9 protein-coding genes are annotated in these 11,898 nt (G+C 62.1%); 4 read left to right on the top strand and 5 right to left on the bottom strand.

What is annotated here, in order from left to right; translation table 11 throughout:
* From G489_RS0117525 to G489_RS0117505, 5 genes are all read right to left on the bottom strand, one after another.
* Window positions 1-275 (bottom strand): NAD(P)(+) transhydrogenase (Re/Si-specific) subunit beta (locus tag G489_RS0117525; protein WP_029042604.1); only part of this gene is annotated, 275 nt, incomplete at its 3' end.
* Window positions 276-279: 4 nt separating this feature from the next.
* The gene (locus G489_RS21345) at window positions 280-639 is read right to left on the bottom strand and encodes a proton-translocating transhydrogenase family protein (protein ID WP_051332787.1); all 360 of its coding nucleotides are present in this window, start codon (window positions 637-639) and stop codon (window positions 280-282) included.
* Complete coding sequence (locus G489_RS0117515; RefSeq protein WP_029042603.1) at window positions 639-2,045, bottom strand: Re/Si-specific NAD(P)(+) transhydrogenase subunit alpha; 1,407 nt, start codon at window positions 2,043-2,045, stop codon at window positions 639-641. Before G489_RS0117515 ends, G489_RS21345 begins: the two co-directional genes overlap by 1 nt.
* A gap of 15 nt (window positions 2,046-2,060) precedes the next feature.
* Window positions 2,061-2,273, bottom strand: coding sequence for an aa3-type cytochrome c oxidase subunit IV (locus tag G489_RS21340; protein WP_035873277.1), 213 nt, complete (start codon window positions 2,271-2,273; stop codon window positions 2,061-2,063).
* A gap of 20 nt (window positions 2,274-2,293) precedes the next feature.
* On the bottom strand, window positions 2,294-4,141 hold the full coding sequence (locus G489_RS0117505; protein ID WP_081691654.1) for a M3 family oligoendopeptidase: 1,848 nt from the start codon (window positions 4,139-4,141) through the stop codon (window positions 2,294-2,296).
* A 335-nt stretch (window positions 4,142-4,476) separates the two neighbouring features.
* On the opposite strand from G489_RS0117505, the gene G489_RS0117495 reads away from it, so the two are divergent.
* The 4 genes from G489_RS0117495 to dxs all read left to right on the top strand — a co-directional run bounded on the left by G489_RS0117495 (window position 4,477) and on the right by dxs (window position 11,889).
* Window positions 4,477-5,967 (top strand): sigma-54-dependent transcriptional regulator, encoded by a 1,491-nt coding sequence (locus G489_RS0117495; RefSeq protein ID WP_029042601.1) that lies wholly within the window; start codon window positions 4,477-4,479, stop codon window positions 5,965-5,967.
* Between the two features lie 260 nt (window positions 5,968-6,227).
* Window positions 6,228-7,889, top strand: coding sequence for a L,D-transpeptidase family protein (locus G489_RS21335; protein ID WP_051332786.1), 1,662 nt, complete (start codon window positions 6,228-6,230; stop codon window positions 7,887-7,889).
* A 263-nt stretch (window positions 7,890-8,152) separates the two neighbouring features.
* On the top strand, window positions 8,153-9,832 hold the full coding sequence (locus tag G489_RS22095; RefSeq protein WP_051332785.1) for a DUF882 domain-containing protein: 1,680 nt from the start codon (window positions 8,153-8,155) through the stop codon (window positions 9,830-9,832).
* 125 nt (window positions 9,833-9,957) lie between these two features.
* Window positions 9,958-11,889, top strand: coding sequence for a 1-deoxy-D-xylulose-5-phosphate synthase (dxs, locus tag G489_RS0117480; RefSeq protein ID WP_029042600.1), 1,932 nt, complete (start codon window positions 9,958-9,960; stop codon window positions 11,887-11,889).
* Window positions 11,890-11,898 lie beyond the last annotated feature (9 nt).

Below are 11,898 nucleotides of genomic sequence, written 5' to 3'. Positions count from 1 at the left end.
GCCGCGACAAGCTGCGGCATCGCCGTCATCGGCACCCGCCGCGCCATCACCGCACCGATGCCGCCGCCAATGGCCACGCCACCCACGATCAGCATCCAGGAGACAATGTCGTTGGGACCCGAGACCGCCAGCGTCGTCAGGACCGCAATGGTCATGCCGATCATGCCGAACAGATTGCCCTGGCGCGCCGTCGAGGGGCTCGAGAGCCCGCGCAACGCCAGGATGAACAGAACGCCCGAGACCAGATACAAAAGGGCTGCGATATTCGCACTCATCGGTTCAGCCCTTCTTCTTGTACATGGCGAGCATGCGTTGGGTCACAAGGAACCCCCCGAAGATATTCACGCTCGCAAGGATCAACGCCAGGAACCCGAACAGCTTCGAGCCCCAGTTCGCCCCCTCGACCAGATGCGCACCAACCGCCAGCAAAGCGCCGACCACGATCACCGAGGAGATCGCATTGGTCACGCTCATCAACGGGGTATGCAGCGCAGGGGTCACGCTCCACACAACGTAATAGCCCACAAAGATCGCCAGGACGAAAATCGCCAGGCGGAACACGAACGGATCGATCATCCCGCCCGAAGCCGCCGATACCGCAGCACCAGCCGCATCAGCCATATGTTCCGTGGGTTCCATTATTCATTCTCCCCGCTCTTGCTGGCCGGAGCCTTTTTGGCCGTGGAAGCCTTGCCCGCAGCAGATTTGCCCGCAGCAGATTTGCTTGCCGCCGGCTTCTTGGCGGCAGGCTTCTTGGCCGCCGTCGATTTGGCCGCCGTCGATTTGGCGGTCGCGGTTTTGGCAGCCGGCTTACTGGCAGTGGTGGTCGATGCAGTCGATTTGGATGCAGTTGATTTGGCCGCCGGCTTCTTGGCAGGCGCCCGTTTGGCCGGGGCCTTTTTCGCCGGGGTCGATGCCCCCGCCGCCTTCAGCAAACCCTCATGGACGATGGCGCCGTCCCGGGCGATCAGCGTCGCCTTCACCAGCTCATCCTCCCAGTCGGGCTTGAGGACCTTGTCGTCCTTGTCGATCAGCGTTTCGAGAAAGGCCGACAGATTGCGCGCGTAAAGCTGGCTCGCGGTCGAGGCGATCCGCCCCGCCATGTTGTTGAGGCCGATGATCGACACATCGCCGACCATCACCGTCTCGCCGGGTTTCGCGCCCTCGACATTGCCGCCCCGCTCGACCGCCAGATCGACAATCACCGATCCCGGCGCCATCGAGGCCACCATCTCTTTGCTCACAAGCTTCGGCGCCGGACGCCCCGGAATGAGCGCCGTGGTGATCACCATATCCTGCTTGGCGATATGCGCCGCCACCAGTTCGGCCTGTGCCGCCTGCTCGTCCTTGGTCAGTTCGCGGGCATAGCCGCCCTCGCCCGAGGCATCCTTCAAAGCCTCGGTCATGATGAACTTGCCGCCAAGCGATTCAACCTGCTCGCCGGCCGCGGCCCGCACATCGGTCGCGCTCACAACCGCGCCAAGCCGTTTGGCTGTCGCGATCGCCTGCAGGCCGGCCACACCGGCCCCCATCACGAACACCTTGGCCGGGCGCACCGTGCCCGCCGCCGTCATCATCATCGGCATGGCCCGGTCAAAGGCCGTGGCCGCCTCGATCACCGCCTGATAGCCGGCAAGGTTGGCCTGGGAGGACAACACGTCCATCACCTGGGCCCGCGTGATCCGCGGCATGAATTCCATGGTGAACAGGTTGGCGCCAGACTTGGCCAGCGCCGCCACCTCGTCCTCATGCCCGTAAGGATCGAGCATGCCGATCACCAGGGCGCCCTTCTTCAGCGCCGCCAGATCCTTCGCCACAGGCCGCCGCACCGTCAGCAGCACATCCGCGTCCTTCAACACCGATGCCCGCGTGCCGACACTCGCGCCAGCAGCCTCGTAATCCCCGTCGGGTATGCGAGACCCTCCGCCCGCGCCTTTCTCGACGGCAAGCGTTGCCCCGAGCCCGGTCAGTTTCTTGACCGTCTCCGGGGTGGCCGCGACCCGGCCTTCCTCGGCGGCCTGTTCGCGCGCAATTGCAATTTTCATGTCAACCCCTGTGGGTTAGGATTTCCTGCCAAACGCGATGATGCCGATGACGATGGCAATCGTCGCGAGAACCGTCAGGATGGCCAGTGCGCCATTGCCTGCAACCAGGCCAAAATAGAGCGTCAGCAGCGCCGCCGCGATCAGCCCGATCGACCATTTGGTAATGCCAATGAACAGGTTGAACGTGTTTTCGTGTTCGGAAAAGTCTGCGGCGTTATTGGTCGCCATAATGTCCCCCGGAGTGGTGATCAGTTGGTGGTTTCGCCCTGTGCCGCTTCCAGCTCGTCGATCAGCCCTTCGATCATCGAAAGACCGAGCGACCAGAAGTCGGGATCGCGGGCATCAAGCCCGAACGGGGCCAATAACTCAGAATGATGTTTCGAGCCACCGGCTTTCAGCAATTCGAAGTATCGCTCCACGAACCCTTCGGATGCCTTTTCATATTGCGCATAGAGCGAATTCACAAGGCAATCGCCGAATGCATAGGCATAGACATAGAAGGGAGAGTGGATGAAATGCGGCACATAGGACCAGAAAACCTCGTAACCGTCATTCAGCGTGATCGCCGGACCAAGGCTTTCACGGGAGGTTTCCATCCAGAACGCATCGATTTCCTCGGACCGCAATTCGCCTTCCCGGCGAGCCAGATGCACCTTGCGCTCGAACGTGTAGAAGGCGATCTGCCGCACCACAGTGTTGAGCATATCCTCGACCTTTGACGCGAGCAGCGCAAACCGCGCCCGCCCGGACGCGCCGGCCAGCAACGAACGGAAGGTCAGCATCTCGCCGAAGACGCTCGCGGTTTCCGCCAGTGTCAGCGGTGTCGAGGCCAGAAGCGGCCCTTGCGGGGCCGCAAGGCGCTGATGAACGCCATGGCCGAGCTCATGAGCAAGCGTCATCACGTCGCGCGGTTTGCCGAGATAGTTGAGCATCAAATAGGGATGCGCACTCGGCACGGTCGGATGCGCGAAGGCGCCCGGCGCTTTGCCGTCGCGCACCGGCGCATCGATCCAGCCCGATCCGAAAAAGGGCTCCGCCACTTCAACGAGCTTGGGCGAAAACTTGCCATAGGCTTCGAGCACCATGTCGCGCGCGGAATCCCAGTCGAACACGCGATCGTCCTGATCGGGCAGCGGGGCATTGCGGTCCCAGGCATTGAGCGTGTCCTGCCCGAGCCATTTTGCCTTCATGGCGTAATAGCGGTGGGAAAGGCGCGGATAGGCTTCGCGCACCGCCCCTTCGAGCGCATCGACGACTTCACGCTCAACCGAATTGGCCAGATGACGGCTATCGGCGACATCTTCATAACCGCGCCAGCGATCCGAGATCTCCTTGTCCTTGGCCAGGACATTGGTGATCTGGGTGAACAGCCGACGGTTCTCGCCAAGGGTTGCTGTGAGGGCGTGGAACGCTGCTTCGCGCTTGCCCTGGTCCTTGCCCGTCATCAGCGTCAGGGTCGGCTCGAGCGACATCTGTTCACCGGCCACATCGAACTTCAGGCTCGCCATGGTCTCGTCGAACAGCCGGTTCCAGGCCGATCGGCCGGTGACGGACTTGTCGTGGAACAGTTCTTCAACCCGGTCTTCGAGCTGATAGGGACGCGCCTTGCGCAATTCGTCGAACCAGGACTTGTAACGCGCCAGCGCCTCGTCCTTCTCAAAGGCGGCATCCATCACCGCATCATCGATCCGGTTGAGCTCGAGTGAAAAGAAAAGCATCGGCGATGAAAACGCAGTCAGCTTTTCATTCATGTCACCAAGGAACTTGGCGCTGTCCGGATTGCCGGTGTTGCGGGCATAGTTGAGATAGGCAAAGGAGCCGATCCGGCCCATGGTCTCGGCGATCGCCTCGTAATCGGTGACCGCCTTGATCAGGCCACCCGTCTCCGCCAGCCCCTCGAGCTTGCCCTTGTAGCGCTCGGCAAAGGCCTTGACCTCGTTTTCGCAGCGTTCGAGATCGGATTTGAGCGCCGGGCTGTCGATACCGTCATACAGATCGGAAAGATCCCATTCGGGGAGCACACCGAGTTCGGGCTCATTCCGCCCCGCGCCGGCTTCCGCCGCGCCCTGCATTGCCTTTTCAGCCCGCTCGGTCATATGCGCCTCACTATGAATGGAATCTCGCCTTCAGGAAGGGGTCGCGCGGACCTTATCGACACGGGGCGCGCCTGCCAAGAGAGTGCAATTGAGGGAAAACCCGGGCGCCGGGTTTGAGCAACTTCGGCGCGAGGGCACAGGCCGGCGCACCATTTGAGGTGCCCATGGCGCTCCACGATCTCGCTGCGATGGTCAAAAACCCTTTCGAGACAATCATCTGGATTAAGAAGCCGTTAAGGCCCTGCGCATAGCGTGCTTCGAATTGGGACAACAGGCGATTCGCGCGTTGATCCCTTTTATTGATTGTGACGGCCAGCGGTGGGGACCAAAGATCCGTGAAGCGAATACTCATTGTCGACGACGATCCCGTTCACCTCAAATTGACCTCGGGAATCCTGAACAAAGCCGACTTTGAGCCTGTCACCGCCGCGTCCGGCGAAAAGGCCCTCGAAATCCTTGCCAAGGACCCCGCCATCGCCGGGGTCGTTCTCGATCTGGTCATGCCCGGCCTCGACGGGTTCGGCGTTCTCGAAGCCATGCGTCGCGAGACGATGCGCCAGCCCGTGATCGTGCAGACCGCGAAATCCTCACCGGACATCGTTGTATCCGCCATGCGTGCCGGCGCCGCCGACTATGTGGTCAAGCCTGTGGATCCCGAGCGGCTTGTTACTTCGCTCAACAACATGTTGCGCATGTCCGCGCTCTCGACCGCTCTCGAGATCGAGCGCACACGCCGCGAAGGCCGCTTCGGCTTCAACGAGATCATCACCCAGAGCCCGGCCATGAAACGGGTGATCGAGCTCGGTCGAAAAGCCGCCGGTTCGACCATTCCGGTTCTCATCGAAGGCGAAAGTGGCGCCGGCAAGGAGATGATCGCCCGGGCCATCCAGGGCGAAGGCGACCGCGCCCGCAAGCCGTTCGTCACGGTCAATTGCGGCGCCATTCCTGCAGAACTGATCGAATCCACCCTGTTCGGTCACGTCAAAGGCGCCTTTACCGGCGCCGATTCGAACCACAAGGGCAAGTTCGCCGAAGCCCATGGCGGCACCCTGTTTCTCGATGAGATCGGGGAACTGCCTGCCGCGGCGCAAGTCAAGCTTTTGCGTGCCCTGCAGGATGGCGAGATCGAACCGGTCGGCTCGGACACCACTCGCACCGTCAATGTTCGGGTCATCTCGGCCACCAATCGCCGGCTTCTCAATCTCGCCGCGAGCGGCGCTTTCCGCGAAGACCTCTACTACCGGCTCAACGTCTTCCCGATCTACCTGCCGCCATTGCGGGACCGGCGCGAGGACATCGGCCTGCTGATTGACCATTTCATTGCCCGCCTCGCCGCGGAAGAGAACCGGCGTATTGACGGGTGCACCCCCGAGGCGCGCAACATGCTGGCCCGCTATGACTGGCCGGGCAATATCCGCCAGCTTCAGAACGCGGTCTATCGGGCGATAGTTCTGACCAACGGCACGCGTCTGGTGCCCGAGGACTTTCCCCAGCTGCTCAACGCCCTTGATGGTCCTGCTGCCGTACGGGCCGCCGCCGAGCGCGCTCCCGCGCCTGGTGCGCCGGTGCATATCGATGCAGCGCAGCCGGCGGCAAGTGTTTCCCCGGCAGCCATAAGCGAAACCGACATGCGCGACCGCTTTACCCGTGATGACGGCACGGTCGCCCCGCTTGTCGATATCGAGCGTGATCTAATTGCCTTCGCGCTTGATCAGCACGACGGAAAGATGGCCGCCGTGGCCCGTGCCCTGGGCATCGGCCGCTCGACCCTGTACCGCAAGCTCAAGGAGTATGGCCTCGACAACCCCAACGAAGATGCGGCCTGACGCGATTTGACCCGGAATTCGCCGGGTTCAGCGCTCGTTCATCATCGCCTGTTACACTTGCGTCACAGTTGGTCCGGCATCGGGCCCGATCCGCGTTCAAATACGTGAGATCAGATTGTCAATAATGGGCCGAGGACGTATTGAGGTGCGACTGAAATGCGGCGTCGAGCGGGCCTCTTTGGGGCGCTCTGCCTTGTTTCGAGCCGATCGAAAGCACCTTTTGCGGCATCGGCGCTGATTTGAGGGCTGATATTTTGACGATGAACAAGATCCTTGCGACCTCCTTTCTTGCCATGACCGCGGCACTGTCCGCGCCGGCATGGACAACGGCCCTGGCTCAGGAGACCGTCACGATCAACGGCGTCGAGGCCACCCGCATCGTCATTCCGCCCGCCGGGAGCGATCTGGCCCGGACCATCAAATATGGCCTTCGCGATGCCTATTACGGCGCGACGCGCGATACCCGGACCTGGAACGAGGCCAAGGATCTCTATTTCTTCTATGCCGAACGCCGCTTCGAGCCTCTATGGCTCGACCAACAGGACGGCAAGGTCGTTTTCTCGGACGCTGCCCAGAAGATCATCGGCGTGTTTGACCAGGCCCGATATCAGGGCTTCCGCACTGAAGACTACATCACCGATGCGCTGGATATCGGCGCCGCCCAGGGCGATCCAGCCAAGATGGCTGCGCTGGAAACCGCTTTCTCCGATGCCGTGAACCGGTACGCACATGATGCCGTCGCCGGGCGTATCAATCCGCGCGACGTGTCGACCTCGATCGACATCCGCCCGCGCTCGATCGACCAGGGTGCCCTGCTTGTCGAACTGGCCGCCGCCGACAATCCCGACGAAATTCTGATGGGACTGCACCCGCACCACCGGGAGTTTCTGGCGCTACGCAAAGCCCTTCGCATGCATATCGACGGGGACATCGAGGAAATCATTCAGGTGCCCGATGGCAGCCTGATCAAATCCGGCATGACCGACGAGCGTGTGCCGCTGCTGCGTCAGCGCCTGCAGATCGATCCCCCGACCGGCGAAGATGCACTCATCTATGACGAGACCATCGAACAGGCGGTTCTCGATTTCCAGGAATCCCTTGGCCTGTCACCTGATGGCGTTGTCGGTCCGGCCACCATCGCTGCGCTGAACGGCGTCTCCGGCGCGACCCCCGAGGATATCGTCGCCAATATGGAACGCTGGCGCTGGATGCCCGAGGACCTTGGCGACTTCTATGTCTTCGTCAACATTCCAGAATACCGGCTCGAAGTGCATCGCGGCGATACCGTTTCTCATGCGACCCGCGTTGTTGTCGGCCAGCCGAAACACCGCACACCGATCTTCCATGACGAGATCGAGCACATCGTTGTCAATCCGTATTGGAACGTGCCCTCTTCGATCGCGCGGAACGAACTGATGCCGAATGTGATGGCCAATCCCGGCTATCTGGCGGCCCGTAATTACGAGCTCGTGCAGGGTGGTCGCGTGGTCTCCGCTTCGGCCATCGACTGGGCCTCGGTTAATCCGTCCAACCCGCCCTTCCGCATTCGCCAGCGCCCCGGCGGCGGCAATGCCTTGGGCAATATCAAGTTCCTGTTCCCCAACAACCACTCGGTCTATCTGCACGATACGCCGTCCAAATCGCTGTTCTCGCGGTCCTACCGAGCTTACAGCCATGGCTGTGTCCGTGTGCAGAACCCGATGGAATTTGCCGATGCGCTGCTGGCCAACGAGCCCACGCTGACGGCCTCGGGCCTGCAGTCGATGGTGGGCGGCGGCTCTGAACGCTGGAACAATCTCCAGCGGCACGTGCCGGTCTATCTGTCCTATTTCACCCTTCGGGCGAATGAGGACGGAACGCTGCGTTCCTTCGCTGATGTCTACGGTCATCACAAGCGCATGGTTGCCCTGCTTGAAGAATAGGGCATTAACCCCCACATTCATAAAGCGTTAAGAGAATTGCCATGCTTCGGCCCGGTTCTATAATTAGGGTCGGAACTTGGTTGTGGGGCGACGCTTTGCGTTCAGCCTTCGCCAACGTTAACAAAGTCTAGTGAGATTTCTGCTAGGCTGGGTTTTCGCGGACGACGAACAACAGGTAGCGCGTAGTGTCGGGAAACTTTCGGGGGCAGCTAATTCGCTTTGCGCGACAAGCCTTTGCGCCGCGCGGTTTGATCGCGCGCGCTATGGCGGCGATCCTTGCCTTCACGCTTTCGGCCCCTGCATTCACGATTCCCGCCCAGGCTGCAACCGGCGAACGCTCGCTTTATCTTCATTACACCCATACCGGTGAGACTGCCCGAATCACCTTCTGGAAGAACGGCAATTACGACCAGAAGGGCCTCAAGGAGCTCAACTACTTCCTTCGCGACTGGCGGCGCAACGAGCCGACCAAGATGGATCCCGAGCTCTTCACCCTGCTCTGGCAGATCTACAACGCGGTCGACGGCAAGAAGCCGATCCACATCGTGTCGGCCTATCGCGCGCCGGCCACAAACGAGATGCTGCGTTCGCGCTCCAGCGGCGTTGCCAAGAATTCCCAACACACCCATGGCCGGGCCATGGACTTCTGGATTCCCGGTGTCGAGCTGTCAAAGCTGCGTGCCACTGCCATGAAATACCAGGGCGGCGGCGTCGGTTACTATCCGACCTCCGGCAGCCCCTTCGTTCACGTCGATACCGGCAGCGTACGGGCCTGGCCGCGCATGACCCGCGCCCAGCTGAAGCAGGTCTTCCCCGACGGCAAGACCCTTCACCTGCCCACAGATGGCACCCCGCTCTCCTCGAGCGGCCGGCAATATGCGCTCGCCGAATACAACAAGTGCAAGCGTGTCCCCTGTTCCTTGCGTCCCTCTGGCGGCGATAGCGGCCCCGGGCTGCTCGAGACCATCTTTGGCGGTGGGAACGACACGATCCAGGTTGCCGACAACAGCCCGCAGCGCCGTTCTGTTGCTTCCCAGCAAATCGTGGTCGCTCCCGATGTGCCGCTGCGCCCGGCCGATCTGGGCACCACGCCTGAGCTCGTGACGGCCGCGATCGATCCGGAAGATGCACCGGTCCCGCCGGTGAAGCCCGAAGCGATCATTCTCGCCACCGCAGAACCGGATCTGCTGCCGAGTGTCGACAGCGGCGAACCCCGCATCGCGCTGGCAAGCGCCGAGCCTCAGGTGGCCGCGCCAGTGCCGCCGCGCCGGCTGGGTGCCATCGACGGTCAGGCCGATCCGATTGTCACCGCCTATGCGCCCTTGCCGGGCAACGGCGAAGACGATCCGCAAAAGGCACTTGAGCGCCTGATCAACGCCCGTATCCGCACGGCTCAGCCCGAAGCGACCCAGGATGGCGTGACCTCGGCCCGCCAGGCCCTCGACACCATGCTGGCTTCAGCCCCGGCAGAAACTGACGGCGATGCCGACATCGTTCTCGCTTCCCATGGTGCTGTCGCCCAGTCCGAGGCCGACCAGCGCGCCCTCGACATGCTAATCGGACAAAAGCCCGGTGTGCCGGTGCCCGGCAATCCGCCGCTGGTCACTGCCTCCTTCAACGCCCAGCCCGACTTTGGCGGTCTGTTCTCGATGTTCAAGGGCAACACCGCTATCCCGGCTCCCGTCGTCCTGCCCCAGGCTGACTTCGAGATGCGCGCAGCGAGCTTCGTGGCACCCGATCTCGATCATGTGACCGAACTGTTCACCGATCCCGAACTGCTCTCATCCGGCCGATATGCCGTGATGTTCAGCCCCGATGAGGCGGACTTCGATCCGGCCACCATCATGGGCGCAGACGTTGTAAACACTGCCTTTTCCACCACCGGCCCCTCCACTGCCACCGGCCGGTTCGGAGAACAGCCCCTCCAGCTTGCCCTGCGCTGATCCTGCAACCGATCTGCACTCGGGCGCGTCATTCCATCTGCTAGGAATATGCGTGCGGCTCTGCTAGGGATAGCGGACTGTCCATGCCGCTACGCGGACAGGTTTGCGAAAAACGGGATACGATCTTGACCACGCGGCCAGCTACGCCACTTCTGAACTCGATTGCCGATATGAATGCCTTGCGCGATCTGCCGCGCGAAGAGCTCCGTCAACTCGCCGACGAATTGCGCGCCGAAACCATCGACGCGGTTTCGGTCACTGGCGGACATCTGGGCGCCGGGCTCGGTGTCGTGGAACTGACGGTGGCGTTGCACTATGTGTTCAACACGCCCGACGACCGGCTGATCTGGGACGTGGGACACCAGTGCTATCCGCACAAGATCCTGACGGGACGCCGCGACCGCATCCGCTCCTTGCGTCAGAAAGACGGCCTCTCCGGCTTCACCAAGCGAGCAGAGAGCCATTTTGACCCCTTTGGCGCCGCTCATTCCTCGACCTCGATTTCGTCTGGGCTGGGCATGGCCGTGGGCTCGCAGCTCAAGGGCGAAACCCGCAATGTCATCTCGGTGATCGGTGATGGCGCGATGTCCGCGGGCATGGCCTATGAGGCAATGAACAATGCCGGCGCTATGGATGCGCGCCTCATCGTCATCCTCAACGACAACGACATGTCGATCGCCCCGCCCACCGGCGCCATGAGCGCTTATCTGGCGCGGCTGGTGTCCGGCCCGACTTACCGGAACCTGCGCGAAAACGCCAAGCACCTCACAGCCAAGCTGCCAAAATTCTTCGCCGACAAGGCCCGCAAGACCGAGGAATATGCCCGCGGCTTCTGGACCGGCGGGACCATGTTCGAGGAGCTGGGCTTCTATTATATCGGCCCCATCGACGGTCATAATCTCGAACACCTGCTGCCGGTTCTGACCAATGTGCGCGACGCCGATACCGGTCCGATCCTCATCCACGTCGTGACCCAAAAGGGCAAGGGCTATCCCCCTGCCGAGAACGCCGCCGACAAGTATCACGGCGTCTCCAAGTTCAACGTCGTCACCGGTGCCCAGTCGAAATCTCCGGCCAATGCGCCTTCCTATACCGGCGTCTTCGCCAAGGGGTTGATTGAGGAAGCCAGGGCCGACGACAGCATCGTTGCGATCACCGCCGCCATGCCTTCGGGCACCGGCCTCGACAAATTCGGCGACGAATTCCCCGACCGCACCTTCGATGTCGGCATTGCCGAACAGCATGCGGTGACCTTCGCCGCCGGCCTTGCGACCGAAGGCATGAAGCCATTTGCCGCGATTTATTCGACCTTCCTGCAGCGCGCCTACGACCAGGTGATACACGACGTCTGCATCCAGAACCTGCCGGTACGCTTCGCCATCGACCGTGCCGGCTATGTCGGCGCCGACGGTCCGACCCATGCCGGTGCCTTTGACATCGCCTATCTCTCGACCGTGCCGAACATGACCATCATGGCGCCGGGCGACGAGGCCGAGCTGATGCACATGACGGCCACTGCCGCAGCCTATGATGAAGGCCCGATTGCCCTGCGCTATCCGCGCGGCGAAGGCGTCGGCGTGGAATTGCCCGCTCGGGGCACGCCGCTCGATATCGGCAAGGGCCGTGTGCTGCGCGAAGGCAGCTCCGTCGCCATCGTCTCTCTCGGTGCGCGCCTTTCGGAGGCGCTTGGCGCCGCGGACCTGCTGCAAAGTTTCGGCTTGTCGGCCACCGTGGCGGACGCCCGCTTTGCCAAACCGATCGACACCGATCTCATCGAGCGCCTGGCGCGCCAGCATGAAGTGCTGATCACCATCGAAGAAGGCTCTTCGGGCGGTTTCGGCGCCAGCGTCGCCACGCACCTTGCCAAAACAGGCATCTTCGATAGTGGCCTGAAGTTCCGGCCGCTGTTCATGCCCGACATCCATCTGGATCAGGCAAGCCAGACCGACATGTATGCCAATGCAGGCCTTGACCGGAATGCCATCGTCTCGACCGTTCTGACCGCGCTGGGCGACGAGCGGGCCACTGGCGTTCTCTCGGACATCGGTCGCGCCTGACGGAGGACC

The sequence above is a fragment of the Cucumibacter marinus DSM 18995 genome (genome assembly GCF_000429865.1).
GTDB lineage: Bacteria > Pseudomonadota > Alphaproteobacteria > Rhizobiales > Devosiaceae > Cucumibacter > Cucumibacter marinus.
Note: the sequence above shows the minus strand (reverse complement) of the source record. Positions and strands in the feature narration are given on the sequence as shown.

What these genes read in the sequence shown, in the direction of transcription:
- G489_RS0117515 (WP_029042603.1), bottom strand. Translation starts at nt 2,045, where the DNA reads ATGAAAATTGCAATTGCGCGCGAACAGGCCGCCGAGGAAGGCCGGGTC.
- G489_RS21345 (WP_051332787.1), bottom strand. Translation starts at nt 639, where the DNA reads ATGGAACCCACGGAACATATGGCTGATGCGGCTGGTGCTGCGGTATCG.
- G489_RS21340 (WP_035873277.1), bottom strand. Translation starts at nt 2,273, where the DNA reads ATGGCGACCAATAACGCCGCAGACTTTTCCGAACACGAAAACACGTTC.
- G489_RS21335 (WP_051332786.1), top strand. Translation starts at nt 6,228, where the DNA reads ATGAACAAGATCCTTGCGACCTCCTTTCTTGCCATGACCGCGGCACTG.
- G489_RS22095 (WP_051332785.1), top strand. Translation starts at nt 8,153, where the DNA reads ATGGCGGCGATCCTTGCCTTCACGCTTTCGGCCCCTGCATTCACGATT.
- G489_RS0117505 (WP_081691654.1), bottom strand. Translation starts at nt 4,141, where the DNA reads ATGACCGAGCGGGCTGAAAAGGCAATGCAGGGCGCGGCGGAAGCCGGC.